This window comes from Candidatus Chloroploca sp. Khr17 (assembly GCF_004138165.1).
Taxonomy (GTDB): Bacteria; Chloroflexota; Chloroflexia; order Chloroflexales; family Chloroflexaceae; genus Chloroploca.
On the sequence record NZ_RYFF01000013.1, the window covers coordinates 23,290 to 41,144 of the forward strand.

Sequence of the window (17,855 nt, forward strand, 5' to 3'; positions counted from 1 at the left end):
CGAACTTTCCCCGCAGGGTTACGGCTGACGGGCAAAATAGGCTTTGACGCGCCGATCAAGATCCTCAAAATCAATTGGCTTGGTCATATACTCGTTGACCCCGCTTTGCAGCGCTTGCTTTTCGATATCGCGTGAGCCAAACGCGGTGACCATGATAATATAGGCCTCGGAACCCTGGTTGCGTAGCGTCCGGGTTAGCTCAATGCCACCCATGCGCGGCATATTCATATCGGTGATAATGACATCGCAGGGGTTGCTTGACAGTATCTCCAGCGCGGTGATACCATCTTCGGCCTCAAGCACTGTGAAGTTGCTATTCACGAGTAGAAAACGATAGAGCCGACGAGTTGCTGGCTCGTCTTCTACAACCATCACCGTATTCGTCACATCAGCCTCGCTCTTGTCCCAGTTGATCCTGTTGCAAACTATACCATATTCCTGCCAATCAGGATGCAGAAGTGTACTATTCTTTGTAGCAAAAACCCTATCTTTCACCCCGAGCGCGTGTCTGAGAGGAGCATGCCCGTTTTGTGCCGCATCACCGAGAGCGGCGTAATAGGTGACCCTTGCCCATGCATAAGGGCATCATACCGATGCAGATAGGCCTTCCCCAGGGAGGTGTTGCCAATCTGAAGATAACAAGCCCCCAGATAATAGAGTGCCTGGGCGTGACGCGGGTTGCGGCGCAAGACTTTTTCGAAAAAGGGAATCGCACGATTGGGTTCGGTCAGTTCCTTATGGCAGATCCCAAGGATAAAGTTCGTTTCAAGATCGTCGGGCCAGTGCGCCAGCACTTGCTGAAATTCGCGCACCGCCAGATCGTAATACCCACGTCGTACATACAGATAGCCCAGGTCATAACGCAGCGATTGGGCCTCGGGGGCCAGGTTGACAGCTTTCCGCCACGCCGCGAGCGCCCAGCTCTCACGACCAAGCAGGTTATACATAAAACCGAGCAGATAGTGGGCCTGAGGATCATTGGGCAACAACTGCACTGCCCGTTCAAAGGCCCGCACTGCTTGCAGAGGCAAATTCATATCGTAGAGGAGTTTGCCCATCTGCAGAAAGAGCTGTCCCTCGCTCGGATTGAGCCGGGCACATGCAAAGAGGAGCTCATACGCCTCGCGGGTCTTCTGTTGAAGGCGCAGGATCGCACTCATCCGTAGGCGTGCAGCCACAAAACGACTATCTTCGGCTGGCACGGTGCGATAGTGTTCCATGGCCTCTTGCCAGCGGTGCTGACGGGCCAGCAGATTGCCAAGATGATAGTGGGCCAGATACTCATCAGGCCGCCATTGCAGCAACGCCCCATAGATACGTTCGGCCTCTTCTTGATACCGCTGGTGTTTCAAGGCATCGCTGAGGCGATAGTACCATGCAATCACCTCTTCGTCACTGCGCACCACGGGCACTCTCGTTTCGGCTTCAGGATCAGGGGGGACAAACGTTGGTTCGACGCGCCGTGCTTCTTGAAAATAGCGCTGGGCAAGCTCGTATGCACCACGGCTCTGATGCATCCGGCCCATATGGTAGCGAGGTTCGGCGGCATTGGGGCGGAGCGCACAGGCACGGCTATAATGGATATAGGCGTGCCCCGCATCATCAGCTTGCTGATAGCAGCGCGCCAGGGCAAAATGGGCTTCGTAGAGCTGTGGATTAGCTTCAAGGGCAGCGCGAAATGCACCAATGGCTGCTTCAAGCTCTGTGAGAACGGTAAACGCCACCCCCAGGTTGTAGTGCCCTTCGGCGAGGTGCGGATCGCTCTCTGCCGCTTCGCGGTATCCGCGTAGTGCGGCGGCCCAGTCGTGTTGAAACGCAAGTGCATTGCCAATATACACATAGATAATGGCGCGTTCATGGGCAAAGGCCTGCGCTTGCTCTTCACCATCAACATACACCGCAATCAGGGCGGCTTTGAAATGCTCAATCGCATCATCGTACGCTGCTCGCAAATAGGCACGCAGGCCCTGGCTATACGCTGTCCCCAGCCGTGTCCCGGCCATTAAACGCTCACTCCCGCTGTACATCCCTGGATCGAGCGGCATCAATTGCAATTGTTCACTGGCCGACATAGTGCGCTCCATCAGTCCTGGCACATCACTGGTTACAGGTTGTATGTGCGCTCAGGACGTAATCCTTCCATCGAATGCTGACATGTCTCCCTGAGCCACCGTGCCGCCACGCCATCAAGCAATTTGTCGGGCGGATGGAGGGTTAGCTGGTGCATACAGTTGCGATATTCGCGGAGGGCATCATCGCGCCGGCCCAGTTGACGATAACACTCGGCAAGATGAAAGGCGAGCACGGGTGATTGATTATCAAGATACCGCGCTCGTTCGAACTGAACCAGGGCCGCACTGTGGCGATTCTGTCGCGCATAGATCAGCCCGATCAAGAGATAGGCTTCGGTCGTCAAGGGATTTAACGCAAGGGCGCGATGCGCCTCGGCCCCAGCCAGTTCAAAGTCGCCCCGGTTGGCATGCGCCCGGGCCATCAAGGCGAGGATCTGCGGCGCATCGATGCCGACTAGGGGCAAGCTCTGCAAGCGAGTTAGCGCTTCTTCCGTCTGGCCGGTATCAAGCAAACCCTCGATCTGCTCAATGATGGCGCTGGTCGCACGATGATCGATGTGCGGCTCGCCCGAGCGTGAATGGTGTCGCGCTGCGCGTGATAGGTCTGGCTGGCTTGCTGGCGCTGGAGCAGGTAACCCGCGTGACGTTGGGCCAGGATCGGTGGCAAAGGATACCGTACGGCGATACCGTTGCTCGCTTGTTCTTTCGGAGTCTTTGTAGTAGACAAAGGAGTCTCCCACTTCACGCCAGCGCAACTTGTTAAAAATATTCCAGAGAGTCTCGGAAAAACCAAGAAAGAGCACGCCTCCATCATTGAGCGCATCGTAAAAGCGTTCCATCAGGGAGCGACAGGTATTGATTTGAAAATAGATCGTGACATTTTGACAAAACAGGATATCGATGCCCTGCCCCTGGGCCGGAATAGGATCGAGTAGATTGAATTGCTCAAATTGAACGAGGCGGCGTACCCGCGAGGCAACCGTTAATTCAGCCCCGTGGGCTTCAAAATAGCGGACACGTTGTTGCGGGGTGAGGTGCGCCAGACTCCGCCCTTTATAGACCCCAGCTTTCGCCCGCGTGAGGGCTGCGCTACTCAGATCCGTTGCCCAGATACTGACGGGGCGGGGTAATGGTTCGCCAAACGCTTCAAGCACGGTAATTGCCAGTGAATAGGCCTCTTCGCCCGTCGCACAGCCAGCACTCCAGAGACGTAGCGGTTGACCGGGGGGCAGGCGTTGATGCAACTCGGGCAAGATGACGTCACGGAGCGCCTGCATATGCGGTCGGTTGCGAAAAAACTGCGTTTCGTGATTGAGCAATTCTTCCGTGAGGAGTTGGAACTCTTGCTCATCAGGTTGCTTGGTGAGTTGCTTCGCATAACGCTCAGCCGACATACCAAGCGTGCTACTCCGTTGTTGAATGGCTGCTTCCAGCGTTCTGGTGCATGTATCATCCAGATAGATACCATAGCAGGTTGCTATCATGTCCCGCAGGAGCACGGGATCAGGTTGCTTAAGTGGTTCGGTTCGCGCCAGCGCCGGGTTCATAGGTTCCACTCTCTTGGCCATGGTCATTGAGGCCCTGGGGCAAAGCGCTTGATCAACGTGGCTGCAATGCGTTCAGGGGGCAACACGAGATCGGCTGCCCCAAGTTCGATGGCCGCCCGTGGCATGCCAAAGATGGTCGATGTTGCTTGATCCTGGGCAATCGTAAGCCCGCCGGCACGCCGGATCGTGCGCATGCCGATGGCACCATCACGCCCCATCCCTGTTAACAATACGCCGGTGGTCGCTGCCCCAAAGACGGCAACAACCGACTGCATCGCGATATCAACGGCCGGACGTTGCATCAACAGAGGCAAGCCACTTAGATGAACGCTACAATTCGGCTGAATGAGCAGATCAAACTGATCAGGAACCAGAAAGACATGGCCTGCTTGCAGGCGTATCCCTTCGGTGGCAAGGTGAACCGGCAACGTAAGCTGATCGCTGAGCCATTCAGCCATGCCGGTACTGAACCCCTGCGCGATATGTTGCACCACAATCACGGTTGCTGCAAAGTCACCGGGCAGGCGCGCCAGGATCTGGCAGACCACCCGTGGGCCGCCAGTTGAGGCCCCGATCACCACGGCATCAAAACGACACGCCGCACTTCGCATGGGGATCATCGTGTGTAGTGGTGTTCCTGCGGCGAGCGGTGCCACGGGCTTGAATGGTGGCGATCCGCTCGCCCCTGGCTGTGGCAATAGTTTGGCAGGCACTGGCAGCGCGGGTTTCTCGGGTGCAGCTGCGGATGTTTCGGTTGGCACGACATAGGTGTCACTCTGCTTGCCGCGCCGCCCTCGCAGGTGGGTCACGACTTGGATCCGGGCGAGCATGCGCACCTTGCGTACGAGTGATCGCCGTGCCTCTTCGAGCGCCCCTGGTTGATCAAGCCGCGGTTTCTCCATCACATCAAGGGCCCCCGCACCGAGCATCTGGAAGGTAATGTCAATATCATAACTACTGAGTGAGGTTGTCAGGACAAGGATTGGGAGCGGATGGTAGGCCATGAGCTGGCGGGTGGTCTCGACCCCATCCATGATTGGCATCCGCACATCCATCGTGACGAGATCTGGATGCAACGCCACAACCTTCTCAATCGCTTCACGCCCATTGCACGCTTCACCCACGACCTCGACCAGCGGATCGCTTTCCAGGAGTTCGCGGAGCAGCCTGCGCGCCAGGGCTGAGTCATCAACGATCAGAATGCGCAAGGTTTTGTTCATAAAGAACCCGATTTCTGGGTTACATCTCAAGCACCAGCTTGATGCGATTGGGGAGATTGAAGAGCTCGACATCCTTGTTAAGATAATCGTCAACTCCTACCTCAAAGGCGGCATGTTTTTCATCACTAGAAGTTAACATAATGATGCGTAGTTCATCAAGCTCTGGTCTGCTGCGCACACGGCGGCAGACTTCAAAGCCGTCAATGCCCGGCATCTGAACATCAAGCACCATCAGATCAGGGACTTCTTCTTCGATCATGGTCAGGGCTTCTTCGCCGCTGCCAGCTAGGCAAACAGTGTACCCAAACATTTCCAGGCGCATCTTGACAATATCGGTAATGAGTTTGCTGTCATCAACGACAAGAATCTTGTGTGTCATGAATCCTCCTTATAGTGCTCTTCTGGTCGGCATGGATGGTCACTTTGTGGTGTCAAGCAGTTGCTGCACCACATCAAGCAGGCTCTCTTGATTGAACTGACTCTTCACAATATAGGCCTGTGCGCCTGCCTCCAGCCCGCGGCGGCGATGCTCTTCTGAGGCCAGGCTCGTAATCAGGATGACTGGGAGGCGACTCGTGGTTGGATTCGCCCGGATCTTGCTGGTCAGCCCAAAACCGTCCACGCGTGGCATTTCGATGTCACTCACAACGAGATCGTAGGGTTGCTGCTGCAAGCGTCCGAGGGCATCCGCGCCATCAACGGCTGGCGTTACCTCATACCCTGCCGATTGCAAAATGCTGCAGATCAATTCTCTAGTGGTAAACGAGTCATCCACCACGAGCAACCGTGAACGCTGGAGGACTGGGGCCTGGCTGACAACGATGTTGCTCCGTTTGCTCTGGATGACCTGGACGGGATTGAGCAACAGCACCAGGGTGCCGTCACCAAGCTGAATGGCCCCACCGAAGTGTTGGTGCTTCTCGAACAAGGGTCCAAGGGGTTTGACCACGGCTTCACGCTCGTCGACCAGTTCATCCACCAGCAGCGCAACGGGGCGCTGGCTGCTCCCCGTGATAATGGCTGGGACACGGCTGTGGCGGCTGAACGGCGACGGTTCTGACAGACCGAGCAGTTCAGCCAGGGCGATCAGGGCGAGCGTGCGCTCTTCAACCAGGATCGTTGGCTGGCCCTCAAGCGAGCGGATCTCGTTGTGATAAGCCCAGATGGTACCATAACAACTGGTGGCTGGCAGCGCAAAGATTGACTGCCCCGCGCGTACCAGCAAAATACGGGTCGTGACGAGGGTCAAGGGCAACGTAAGAATGATGCGACTCCCGTGGCCAAGTGTCGACTCGACTTCGACCTGTCCACCGAGATCGGTCAGATTGGCGCGCACGACATCCATCCCTACGCCCCGCCCCGAGATCTCGGTAATCTGCGCTGCCGTCGAAAACCCGGGTTGAAAAATCAGTTCGAAGGCTTCGTTATCGGGCATCAGTGCGGCTGCCTCAGCCGCGAGCATACCGAGCCGCACGGCGCGCTCACGCAGGCGTTGCGGATCCATGCCTCGCCCATCATCACTGATAACGATTCTTACTTTGCCGCCAAGCGTTTCGGCGCGCACTTCGATCAAGCCGTAGGGTGTTTTGCCTGCCGCCTCACGTTCGGCGGGAGGTTCGATGCCATGATCAACCGCGTTGCGCACGATATGCAGGAGTGGGTCGTTGATCAATTCCAGGACTTTGCGATCAAGCTCAACGGTCTCGCCGTACAATTCGATCCGAGCCTCGTGGCCGGTTGTCTGCGTGAGATCACGGACGGCGCGTGGCAACCCGGCATAGACCGTCGCGATGGGCAAGAGCCGGGCACGCATGACTTCTTGTTCGAGATCTTTGACTAGTTGGGCGTGCTGGTTGGTGTGGCGCATGACGCGATCACTCTCTTGATGGATCAGCCCACGGACTTCGTGGCTGATAGCATGCAAGTTCCCCAGGTGCTGATCGAGTTGTTTGCGTTGCCCTCCCGTCAGAGGCATGCTTTCCAGGGCTTCTTCAAGCGCAAGCATCGCAGCTTGTTGTTGCGCGCATTTGTTTTGCAGTCCTTGCCACTGCTCGCCATGATTTGCCAGGCTCTGCTGGCTGATAACCAGTTCGCCGGCAAGGTTGAGCATCCGATCCAGGCGGTCGACCCGTACCCGAATCGTCGGTTGGTTCTGATAACGCTGATTGACAACACGGCTTAAGGGCACGGTTGTTGATGGAGGGGGCGTGGCATTGGTCGGAAGTTCGCGTGGGGGAGGTGGCGGTGCGGCAGGTGCGGGTGGAGCGGCAGGCGCAGCCGTTGGCGGCATGGCGATTGGCGCTGCGTCGGGCGGTGCGCCGCCCAGACCACCAATGAGTTCATCCACATCCACGGGACATGGGCGAGCCTCGATCGTGGCATTGATCATCGCGAGGATGGCATCGCCGCTGCGCAGCAAGGCATTGGCGAGCGGGCGTTCCAGCGCACGTTTGCCCTGGCGCATCTCGCCCAGCACGGTCTCGAGCTCGTGGGCCAACCGGCCGACCTCATCAAACCCGAGCATGCGGGCCGAACCCTTAATCGTATGCATAGCGCGAAAGATCTGGGCAATCGTCGCCTGTTGCGCGCCCGGATCAGTGGCTTGCTCTAGGCTCAACAAGCCCTCACCGAGAACACGGACATTCTCGACGCTCTCTTCACGAAATTGATGATAGAAACTCGACAGATCCATAGCGGTTACTACTTTTCATTCGCCACAATGCCGTGAAGGCGATCGGCAATCGAGGTCAGCGTAACAGCCGCTTCCGCCATTTGCCGCGAGCCAAGGGCCGTCTGGCGGGCCACCTCAGCGATCTCGCGCATTGTTTCGACCACCTGCTCGCTGGCACTCTGCTGTTGCGCAGTCGCCAGGCCAATCTCGGCGGCACTCTGCACCGTTCGTTCGGCGACCATCACGATATTGTCCATCGTCTGGCCGGCGCGATGGGCGAGTTCGACCCCTCGTTCTACCTCTTTGCTCCCCTCTTCCGAGGCCAGCACCGAGGCCGAGGTAGCCTGGCGGATCTCGGCAATCACCCCTTTGACTTCGCGTGCTGCCGCCAGCGTTCGATTGGCCAGACTCTTGACTTCAGCGGCGACCACGGCAAAGCGTCGCCCGTGTTCACCGGCCCCTGCCGCCTCGATCGCCGCATTGAGGGCAAGCAGATGGGTCTCGTCAGAGATATCGTCAATCAGGTCAATAATCTCGCCGATCTGCTGCGAACGCTCGCCGAGGCTGAGCACGCGGTTCGAGACATCCGACACCCGGCCACGAATGCGTTCCATAGCTTGAATGCTCTCATCAACGGCATCCTGCCCACTGCTCAGATTTTCGAGCGTCTGTTGGGCGGCTTGCGAGACATGGTCGGCCAATTGGGCAATCTGACGGGCCGTGCTGCCGAGTTGCTCAATCGTCGTCGAAACCTCAGACACGGCGCTCGCCTGATCGGTCGCGCCGCTCGCCTGCGATTGCGAGGCAACTTGCAACTCGCCTGCGGCAGCAGCGAGTTCACTGCCCAGTTCGATTTGCTGGATATTCTTTTGCATCAATTGATCGGTCTTCTCGATCAACTGCTGCGCCCGCTGCTGTGACTGGGCGACGACCATCGCCAGATCGCGGCCACTCATGCCCGACATATAGGCGATGAAACAGCCCGTCAAACTGAAAATAACTGCATTGACCGCCGGTGAAAGATGGAGGGGCGTGTAGAGGTTCCTGGTCTGGGTAATGAACAGCACCATATAGATGACCAGCGTCGCTGCGGCGACAAAAAAACTATCGCGCCCGTTGCCCAGCAAGCCTGCGCTAATTACGGGCACCAGAAACATAAACGCGAGCGGGCCAAGTGGCCCACCGAACAGGATGACACCAATCGTTGAACAGATAATCATTGCATAGAAAAGGATGCGTCGTCCCAGGACGGTACTCCGGTTCCGGATAAGGAAAAAGGCCGCGACATACATTACCAGCGAAACAATGATCAGCACCGCCACAATCCAGACCGTCACCTGTCCAATGCTTGCCGAATTCCACAGAAAACCCAGCGAAAAGAGAAAGACGATCGAGAGCGAAAAGCCGCTCGCGTTTAACAGATGCATCATGCTCTGGTGATCAAGGAGCAGGACGATCTTCTCGTCTTCTTCCTGATGGTCAAACCTTCCCACAGTTGCTGTCGTTTGCATAGGTTTCATTCCCGATCAAGACACGATCTCACGCAACTCCGAGCGCGACATCGGTCGCAATGCGCTGCAGATCAAGCACAAGGAGCAGGCGCTGTTCAAGGATCACAGCCCCGGTAAACCACGGACGAGCGAGGTGTTTGCGCATCAGCGCGGGCAAGGGAAGCACCTCTTCTGGCTGCGTCAGGCGGTCAACCCGATCGACCAGCAAGAGCACGGTGCGGCGACGCAGGGTAATCGTCAAGGCATGGTATCGGTCGGGCTTTTCCTTCGCTTGATGACCAAGCAACGCCCCAAGTTCAGCATGCAGCATCGGACGACCACGAGCATCTTGCTCAGGGGCCATCGTTGGCAGCAACTGGCTCAGGTGATCGACGTGGGTTTGCGGGGCCAGGTAGCACTGGTCAGCAATATGGATCTCAAGCAGGAGCATGATAGCTTTCGCCTCACTCAACCAGGGTCGTGCGCGTACCCTCACTGTTACTCTCTATGATACTGAGCGAACGAACGAAACAGGCACCAGGGTGTGCTTCAGAGTGTGTCGTGGAGGGCCACGACCAGTGCGCCAAGGTTGAGCACCGCCAGGGTTGCTCCTTTAAGGGTGGTGACTCCGGCGAGCAGACGTACCCGTTGGGCCTCAAGGGCCGCCGGTGGCGGCGTGATGCTCTTGGCGGTCAGGGGCACAAGATCGACGACGGTATCGACGAGCAGGGCCATCCTCGTGGCGTCGTGCTCGACCAGCACCAGGCGGGTCGCACGGGTTGTGGGGGTCAGCGTCAGACCAAGCATCAGGCGCAGATCGATCACGGGAAAAATCACGCCGCGCTGACTAATCAGCCCAGGCATGAGCGCAGGCGCTCCGGGGACACTCGTTGGGGCTTGCCAGCGCATGACTTCGCGTACCGCAATCCCGGGGATGGCATAAAGCTCGTCGGCCAGATTGACCACCAGGTATTCCTGGATCTCGGCGAGTACGTCGGCTTCGTTCTGATTCATTATGAAGATCGCTTCCTTTGCAGACTTGCCAAGGCAGTTCAGGCGCTGTATCATGTTGCGTTACCATAAAAGATACCATAGCTGGTATGAGGTTTGATGAGAAAGGTATGCATTCTGTGAACAAGAAGATCCGGGTCGCGATTATTGGCGTTGGGAACTGTGCCTCGTCGCTTGTGCAAGGCATTCACTATTACCGTGAGGCCCGCGAGGGCGATGATATTCCAGGGCTGATGCATGTAACGATGGGCGGGTATCACATTAGCGATATCGAATTTTCGGCGGCCTTTGATATTGCTGATACCAAAGTTGACCAAGATCTCTCAGAAGCGATTTTTGCTGAGCCAAACAATACCTATGTTTTTAGCAAAGTACCGCACCTCGGGGTGCCCGTGTCGCGGGGCATGACCCACGATGGGATTGGCAAATATTTGAGTCAGGTCATTACCAAGTCACCACGTGATACCGATGATATTGTTGGCATTCTCAAGCAGACCAAAACGGATGTCGTCATCTCGTACCTGCCGGTGGGCAGCGAAATGGCCACAAAATGGTATGTCGAGCAGATCCTTGAGGCTGGCTGTGCCTTTATCAATTGCGTGCCCGTCTTTATTGCCAGCCAGGAGTACTGGCGGCGCCGTTTTGAAGAGAAGCGGTTGCCAATCATTGGCGATGATATCAAGAGCCAGGTGGGCGCAACGATTACCCACCGTGTCTTGACCACTCTTTTCAAAGAACGTGGGGTGCGGCTGGATCGCACCTATCAACTCAATTTTGGTGGCAATACCGACTTTTTGAATATGCTCGAACGTGAGCGGCTCGAGAGCAAGAAGATCAGCAAGACCAACGCCGTGACGAGCCAGTTGAACTATGAACTCCCGGAGGCCTCGGTGCATGTCGGCCCGAGCGATTATGTGCCGTGGCTGGGCGACCGCAAATGGGCCTATATTCGGATGGAGGGCACGACCTTTGGGGATGTGCCGCTCAACGTTGAGTTAAAGCTCGAAGTCTGGGATTCGCCCAATTCAGCCGGGGTCGTGATTGACGCGATCCGTTGTGCCAAATTGGCGCTTGATCGTGGCCTTGGTGGTGCCCTCTATGGCCCGAGCAGTTATTTTATGAAGACCCCGCCCAAGCAATACACCGATTATGAAGCGCGCGAGCTGACCGAGCAGTTTGCTCGTGGTGAGGGATAAGAAGACAAGCACCTGCGCCGGGCGAGCCCGGCGCAGGTGTTGGTGCGAAGAGGCCTCCTCAGGCGCTTTTCTTACGGGGCGGCTCTTTTTTTGTGCTCGTTGTCTTTTTGCTCGTGGCCGCCTTTTTGCTGGTCGTTGTCTTTTTGCTCGTGACCGCCTTTTTTGTCGCGGTTGTTTTCTTGGTGGCCTTCTCTTTGCCCGCGGCCTGCACTGGTGTCGCTTCGACCGGGGCCATCTCTTCGAGGCTGTTGGTCAGATAGTCGCACTTTGGATAGCGCGAGCAGCCAAAGAAGGGCCGCCCAAAGCGCCCCCGGCGCCGCAGCAGCTCGCCCTCGTGACACTTGGGGCAGGCCACACCGGTCGGCTCGGGCAGGGGCACAGGCTTGCCGTCTTTGCCGAGGCGCCGCGTATTGCTGCACTCGGGATAGCCAGAACAGCCGAGGAAGGGCCCAAAGCGACTCTTCTTGATGACCATTGGCCGCCCACAGAGATTGCACATCACATCGCTGGTTTCGGGGGCGCTGGCTTTATCAAGGACGATTTTGCCATCACTATCGCGATGAAAATCACTGGTGAAGTCACACGAATCTGGACCACCATCTTTGCTGTACCGGGTACAGGCCAGGAACTCACCATTGCGGCCGAACTTGATGGCGAGCAAACCCTGTTGACACTTGGGACACTGGAGATCGGTGACAATCTCTTCGCGCTTGAGATTGCGCATCTCAACCTTCGCATCAGCGAGGGTCTTTTGAAACGGCGCATAAAATTCGTGCAGGACAGGCACCCAAGCTTTTGATCCGTCGGCAATATCATCAAGTTGCTGTTCAAGGGCCGACGTAAAATCGTAGTCAACAATATTAGGAAAGTGGAGCACAAGGAGCTCGGTGACGACGCGCCCGAGGGTCGTTGGGATCAACTTTTTGTCGGCAGCCGTCACATAATCACGTTCCTGGATGGTTGAAATAATCGAAGCATAGGTGGAAGGCCGCCCAATGCCAAGGCGCTCAAGCTCTTTGACCAGGCTTGCCTCGGTAAAGCGGGGCAACGGCTCGGTGAAATGCTGGATGGGCAGAAGTTCGAGCAGATCGAGGGCGTCCTGTTCGACCAGGGCGGGCAAACGGCGCTCGCTATCTTCGTCCTCTTCGCCCTCATCAAGGCTAACATTGTAGACCGCGAGAAAACCGGGGAACTTGAGCACCGAGCCGGTTGCCCGGAAGAGATAGGGGGCATTGCCGGTTGGCGTTGTCGGTGTCCAGGCCCCAAGATCAACGGTCGTACTATCAAAGATCGCCGGAGCCATCTGCGAGGCGACAAAGCGCTTCCAGATCAACTCGTAGAGCCGGAAGAGATCGCGTTCGAGGATCGCGCTGACCTGCTCGGGAGCCCGCTCACTACTTGTCGGACGGATCGCCTCGTGCGCCTCTTGGGCTCCTTTCGCCTTGGTTTTGTAAACGGGGGGCTTGTCGGGCAGATAGTCGCGCCCAAAGCGGCTTTCGATCAAGCGCCGCGCCTCGGCTTGCGCTTCACCGGCCACATTGGTACTATCGGTACGCATATAGGTAATCAGGCCACTGACCCCCTCGTTGCCCCCGAGATCGATCCCCTCATAGAGACGCTGCGCGAGCATCATCGTCTTTTTGGCACTGAACCCGAGTTTGCGTCCGGCCTCTTGCTGGAGGGTCGAGGTTGTAAAGGGCGGGGCGGGGCTGCGGCGCTTATCTTTGCGGGTCACCTTGACCACGCGATAGGAGGCGCGGTCGAGGTCAGTCACAATCGCATCGGCCTGCGCCTTATCGGGCACCGCGAACTTATCGAGTTTCTTGCCGGCGCGCTCAATCAAGGTCGCACGGAACGCATCGCGCGGGGCCGTCCCCCCGGTCTTGAGCAGATCAGCCTCGATCGTCCAGTACTCAACGGGCACAAAGCTCTCGACCTCTTGCTCACGTTCAACAATCAGGCGCACCGCGACTGACTGCACCCGGCCAGCGGAAAGCCCGCGCTTGACCTTATCCCAGAGCAAGGGACTCAACTGATAGCCGACGAGCCGATCGAGCACCCGGCGCGCTTGCTGGGCATTGACCAGATTCTCATCAATCGCACGGGGATGATCGAGCGCCTGTTGCACCGCATTGCGCGTAATCTCTTGAAAGACAACGCGATGCACGGGCGTACGCCCGGGCTTGATCGCCTCGGTAATATGCCACGCAATCGCCTCACCCTCACGATCGGGGTCAGTCGCGAGATAGATCGCATCGGCGTTGCGCATCGCCTGGCGCAATTCGTTGACGACCTTCTCTTTGGTTACCTCATAGACGGGTTGAAAATTGTGCTCGACATCAATCGCCAGATCACTCTTGGGCAAATCGCGCACATGGCCCATACTCGAAGTGACCCGATACCCACGACCAAGATATTTCTGGATCGTCTTCGCCTTCGACGGCGACTCGACGATAACAAGTTTGTCTCCCATAGCGCCCCAGGCTAAGCCAAGAATAGTAACAAACTGCGGCACGCAATTCGCTATAGCACTATACGCGGGCTACCCATCCTTGTCAATAGCCGGTTGTGGGGACATCAGGGCGATGGCATCTTCCGTGTATGCACCCCGCCAGGGCACCCGCAAGGGGTGCCCGTCCACCGGATCCAGCCCCCGGCCGGTAGGGGCACCCCTTGCGGGTGCCCTGAGAGAGCGTCTTTTTGTCTCCGGTTTTGTATGATGCAATCGCCCTGTGTGGGAACATTACACCGTCAAACAACGCGGGCAGTGCCCAAAGAGTTCGAGCACATGATCGTTGATGTGGTACCCCGTTTGCTGCTCGAGCGTCGTGATGAGATCGCGTAACCCACAGTTATCGAAGCTCTTGAGCGCCCCACACGAGACGCAAATCAGATGATGCGCGTGGCCCCCGCTAATGCTGTAGCGGTGACAATCTTCGAGACCGTGGATCCGCTGAAAGAGTTCAAGATCACAAAGGAGCTTGACGGTACGAAAGATACTGGCGATGCCGGGCGACTCGTTGCGTTCCAACAACCACTGTTCAAGTTCATGCACCGTAAACGCTTTATCGAGCGCAACAGCCGCCCGCAAGACAGCGAGGCGTGGTTGAGTCACTTTGTACCCGGCCTCAGCCATCTGTTCAGCGAGCTCGTGGGCTGGGGCAGGGAGGAGCGCTTGTTGCTGTTTGAGCAGACGACTCATCATATGCCTCTTGAAAGAAGGAAATAGCAAATAGGAAATAGGAGCGAGGAAATGAGGAACTAGCTCCCAGGGCTGATTGTAACACAATTAAATGATACACCCTATCATTCTTGACAATTTACCCTGCAAATGATACTCTATGTCAGGTAGTGTTGATACAATATCTCAATATATGATGATGTTGCGGACGGATGAACCTTGTCACCCTGAAGATCTCACCGGTCTTGAAGACCTGTGAGGTCTGTGAGGATAGAAAAGATTGAGGGGTATGCAGATGCTTTTGTGGAGCAAACGACGAGCAGTGGTGAGTCTCTTGGTGGTATTGGCGTTCTTGCTCGCTGCGTGTGGCGCTTCGCCAGCCGCACAGTCACCAACGACTGCACCGACCGCAGTGACTGAGGCCGCACCAGGTACCGAGGCGACAACACCGCCGACCGATGCTTCCTCAAAGCTCAAGGTTGTGGCAACCTTTAGCATTCTTGGGGATCTAGTTACGAATGTGGCCGGTGATCTGATTGACTTGACGGTGCTGGTTGGACCGGATAGTGACCCGCATGTCTACCAGCCGGTGCCTCAAGATAGTGTGACCCTAGCTGGGGCGGATCTGATTATTGAGAATGGTCTGGAATTTGAAACCTGGTTTGATGCGCTCTATGAAGCATCAGGGTCGCAGGCACCACGGGTCGAGCTTGCCGAGCGGGTGACGCCGCTGCCTGCTGGCGAGGGGCATAGCGCGCACGATGAAGAGCACGCGCACGACGATGGCCTGGCCCATGCTTGCCAGCACTTTGGCGATGACCCGGTGGCGGTGACTGCGGCGACAACTGCCGCCGAGGCGACGGCGGTGATGCCGGATGATCATACGCGCTACGACCTTACGTTGAGCAATGGCGCGGGCTTTGTCGTGTTTGAGCAAGACCGTGACGGTGATGTGCTTTTCTTTTTGGGCAGCGATGCGAACCTGACGCTTTTGGCAGGCACCACACCGCTCGCTCCTGAGAACGTTGCGCCGATCACCGAAGGATGCGATGCGGTCAAGATTGTCTATACCTTTGATCTTGAGCCTGGAAGCTATTTTGTGCAGTTTGGCTCGCAGGCCCCAACACCACTCGCGCTTGTCTGGGAGCGGGGTGAAGAGCATAGCGACAGCGAGGCTGGACATGAAGATGATCATGGACACAGCCATGGTGAGTACGATCCGCATATCTGGCAAGATCCCAATAATGCGATGCTGATGGTTGAAGTGATCCGCGATGCCTTGAGCGAGGCTGATCCGACCAACGCGGATACCTATCAACTCAATACCGAACGTTATCTGGCGGAACTGACCGCGCTGGATGCGTTTGTCCAGGCCGAAGTGAGTCGGCTGCCGGTTGAAGCACGCAAACTGGTCACAACCCACGATACCTTTGCTTACTTTGCCGATCGCTACGAGTTCACGGTTGTCGGCACGGCGCTTGGCACCACGACCGAAAATGCCGATCCTTCAGCGGGTGATCTTGCTGCGCTGGTCAATGAAATTCGCGCTGTCGGCGTGCCGGCTATCTTTGCCGACAATGTGTCGAATCCGACGTTGATGGAGACAATCGCCCGCGAAGCCGGGGTGACACTGGTGACTGACCTGCATACCGATGCCCTTAGCCAGCCGGAGGGGCCTGCGGGCACATATGTGGCGATGATCCAGCACAATGTCACCACGATTGTCAATGCGTTGGCCGAGTAGGGGGGTGTGCCCGCTTGGGCGAAAAGAGACCTCACAGGTCTTGATGATGGCGTTCCAACGCCGACGAGCAGACCTGTGAGGTCTTCTACAAACAGCCGCCTTCTTTGCAAGGTATTGGGTTGAAGAGGACAACATATGGCTTTCACATATAGTGGGCGGCATCATGTCCATCCCATTGCGAATGCTCTGGCGCTCGAGCTCGAGCAACTGGTCGTAAACTACCCTGGCTCGCCTGAGCCAGCGCTCGATCATGTCTCACTCAAGCTTGCCAGCGGGTTGCGGGTGGCCCTGGTGGGGGCCAATGGCTCGGGCAAGAGCACCCTGCTCAAAACGGTGGCGGGCTTGTTGCACCCGCAGGCTGGCACGATCCGCATCTATGGGCATCCGGTGGGGGCGTGTCATCACCGGGTGACTTATCTGCCGCAGCGGGGCGATGTTGACTGGCGTTTTCCGGTGAGCGTCAAGCAGATGGTGCTCGCCGGGCGCTATGTGCATCTCGGCTGGCTGCGTCGTCCTGGGCCGAAGGATCAGGCGATGGTGATGGAGGTACTGGAACGGCTCGGGTTGAGCGAACTGGCCGAACGGCAGATTAGCCAACTTTCGGGCGGGCAGCAGCAGCGTGCGCTGCTGGCGCGGGCGCTCGTGCAAGAGGCGGATCTCTTGTTGCTCGATGAACCGCTGAGCGCCGTTGATGCGCCCAGTCGGGCGATTATCGCCGGGGTGCTTGCCGATCTGCGCAGCGAGAATCGGACAGCGCTGGTTGCCACGCATCATCTGGATCGGCTTGATGACGAATTTGACCGTGTCATCAGTCTTGAGAACGGATCTTTGCAGACTGATCGGGTGATTGAGGAGGCTGGTCGTCGCCTGGCCCCGGCCAGAGCACCGCGTTATGATCAACTGGTTACTCGAACCATTTAGTTTTACCTTTATGCGGATCGGCCTGGTAGCGGCTATTCTGGTGAGCATCACCTGTGCCGCGCTGGGCTCGTATGTTGTTTTGCGCCGGATGGCGTTCATTGGCGATGCGCTGGCGCATACTGTGCTGCCTGGACTCGTCGTTGCGTTTCTGAATGGCTGGAACCTCTTTGGCGGCGCGATTGCCGCCGGGCTTCTGACGGCCCTCGGCATTGGATGGGTCTCGCGGCGCGGGGTCGTCCGCGAAGACACGGCCATCGGCGTGCTCTTCACGGCCATGTTTGCCCTTGGCATTCTGATGATGAGCCGGATGAACAGCTTTCGTGACCTGAGCCATATTTTATTTGGCAATGTGCTCGGGGTGCGCCTGGGCGATCTGTACATCACCGCTGCAATTGCCGTGGGGGTACTGCTCACGCTGGCCTTGCTGCACAAAGAACTGGAACTAACGAGCTACGACCCGACCTATGCCGAGGGCATTGGCTTGCGAGCGGATCGCCTCCGCACCCTGCTCTTAATCTTGCTGGCCTTTACGGTCGTCAGTTGCATCCAGATTGTCGGCGTTGTCTTGACGAGTGCCCTGCTGGTCACACCGGCGGCGGCGGCGGCCATGCTCACCAACCGGCTCCCCCGGATGATGCTGCTTGCGGCTGCAATCGCGATCAGCTCATCGGTGATCGGGCTCTACGCTTCATACTATGCCAACGTCGCCTCGGGCGCAGCCATCGTACTGGCCTGCACGGGCAGCTTCTTCCTGGCCTGGGTTGCGCATATGCTTCGCACGCGCGTGGTGCGGGGGTAGCAC

At 57.4% G+C, this 17,855-nt stretch carries 15 protein-coding genes; 4 read left to right on the plus strand and 11 right to left on the minus strand.

Going from position 1 to position 17,855, the window contains the following annotated elements:
- Positions 1 to 18: 18 nt before the first annotated feature.
- The 9 genes from EKD05_RS09955 to EKD05_RS10000 form a co-directional block, all read right to left on the minus strand.
- Positions 19 to 372: a response regulator gene (locus tag EKD05_RS09955; RefSeq protein WP_240695716.1), complete on the minus strand. Its 354-nt coding sequence runs from the start codon at positions 370 to 372 to the stop codon at positions 19 to 21.
- A 119-nt stretch (positions 373 to 491) separates the two neighbouring features.
- Positions 492 to 2,072: a lipopolysaccharide assembly protein LapB gene (locus tag EKD05_RS09960; RefSeq protein ID WP_129672289.1), complete on the minus strand. Its 1,581-nt coding sequence runs from the start codon at positions 2,070 to 2,072 to the stop codon at positions 492 to 494.
- Positions 2,073 to 2,104: 32 nt separating this feature from the next.
- The gene (locus tag EKD05_RS09965) at positions 2,105 to 3,619 is read right to left on the minus strand and encodes a CheR family methyltransferase (RefSeq protein ID WP_129672290.1); all 1,515 of its coding nucleotides are present in this window, start codon (positions 3,617 to 3,619) and stop codon (positions 2,105 to 2,107) included.
- 23 nt (positions 3,620 to 3,642) lie between these two features.
- The gene (cheB, locus tag EKD05_RS26685; RefSeq protein WP_165360670.1) at positions 3,643 to 4,839 is read right to left on the minus strand and encodes a chemotaxis-specific protein-glutamate methyltransferase CheB; all 1,197 of its coding nucleotides are present in this window, start codon (positions 4,837 to 4,839) and stop codon (positions 3,643 to 3,645) included.
- A 19-nt stretch (positions 4,840 to 4,858) separates the two neighbouring features.
- Positions 4,859 to 5,218 (minus strand): PleD family two-component system response regulator, encoded by a 360-nt coding sequence (locus tag EKD05_RS09980; RefSeq protein WP_129672291.1) that lies wholly within the window; start codon positions 5,216 to 5,218, stop codon positions 4,859 to 4,861.
- Between the two features lie 39 nt (positions 5,219 to 5,257).
- Complete coding sequence (locus EKD05_RS09985; protein ID WP_129672292.1) at positions 5,258 to 7,531, minus strand: hybrid sensor histidine kinase/response regulator; 2,274 nt, start codon at positions 7,529 to 7,531, stop codon at positions 5,258 to 5,260.
- Between the two features lie 8 nt (positions 7,532 to 7,539).
- A complete protein-coding gene (locus EKD05_RS09990; RefSeq protein WP_129672293.1) occupies positions 7,540 to 9,021 on the minus strand; it encodes a methyl-accepting chemotaxis protein in 1,482 nt (493 codons plus the stop codon).
- A 28-nt stretch (positions 9,022 to 9,049) separates the two neighbouring features.
- Complete coding sequence (locus EKD05_RS09995) at positions 9,050 to 9,451, minus strand: chemotaxis protein CheW (RefSeq protein ID WP_129672294.1); 402 nt, start codon at positions 9,449 to 9,451, stop codon at positions 9,050 to 9,052.
- A 98-nt stretch (positions 9,452 to 9,549) separates the two neighbouring features.
- Positions 9,550 to 10,014, minus strand: a complete 465-nt coding sequence (locus EKD05_RS10000) for a chemotaxis protein CheW (RefSeq protein ID WP_165360671.1) — start codon at positions 10,012 to 10,014, stop codon at positions 9,550 to 9,552.
- 116 nt (positions 10,015 to 10,130) lie between these two features.
- Between EKD05_RS10000 and EKD05_RS10005 the strand changes: the two genes are divergently transcribed.
- Entirely contained in the window at positions 10,131 to 11,207 is a 1,077-nt protein-coding gene (locus EKD05_RS10005) for an inositol-3-phosphate synthase (RefSeq protein WP_129672351.1), read from the plus strand.
- A 58-nt stretch (positions 11,208 to 11,265) separates the two neighbouring features.
- Here EKD05_RS10005 and topA read toward each other — a convergent pair whose 3' ends face one another.
- A complete protein-coding gene (topA, locus tag EKD05_RS10010) occupies positions 11,266 to 13,680 on the minus strand; it encodes a type I DNA topoisomerase (protein WP_129672296.1) in 2,415 nt (804 codons plus the stop codon).
- A 270-nt stretch (positions 13,681 to 13,950) separates the two neighbouring features.
- Complete coding sequence (locus EKD05_RS10015) at positions 13,951 to 14,412, minus strand: Fur family transcriptional regulator (RefSeq protein ID WP_240695718.1); 462 nt, start codon at positions 14,410 to 14,412, stop codon at positions 13,951 to 13,953.
- Between the two features lie 265 nt (positions 14,413 to 14,677).
- On the opposite strand from EKD05_RS10015, the gene EKD05_RS10020 reads away from it, so the two are divergent.
- The 3 genes from EKD05_RS10020 to EKD05_RS10030 all read left to right on the plus strand — a co-directional run bounded on the left by EKD05_RS10020 (position 14,678) and on the right by EKD05_RS10030 (position 17,852).
- Positions 14,678 to 16,132: a metal ABC transporter solute-binding protein, Zn/Mn family gene (locus EKD05_RS10020; protein WP_129672297.1), complete on the plus strand. Its 1,455-nt coding sequence runs from the start codon at positions 14,678 to 14,680 to the stop codon at positions 16,130 to 16,132.
- A gap of 135 nt (positions 16,133 to 16,267) precedes the next feature.
- Positions 16,268 to 17,053 (plus strand): metal ABC transporter ATP-binding protein, encoded by a 786-nt coding sequence (locus tag EKD05_RS10025; protein WP_129672298.1) that lies wholly within the window; start codon positions 16,268 to 16,270, stop codon positions 17,051 to 17,053.
- On the plus strand, positions 17,025 to 17,852 hold the full coding sequence (locus EKD05_RS10030; RefSeq protein WP_129672299.1) for a metal ABC transporter permease: 828 nt from the start codon (positions 17,025 to 17,027) through the stop codon (positions 17,850 to 17,852). The genes EKD05_RS10025 and EKD05_RS10030 overlap by 29 nt, the downstream gene beginning before the upstream one ends.
- Positions 17,853 to 17,855: the final 3 nt, after the last annotated feature.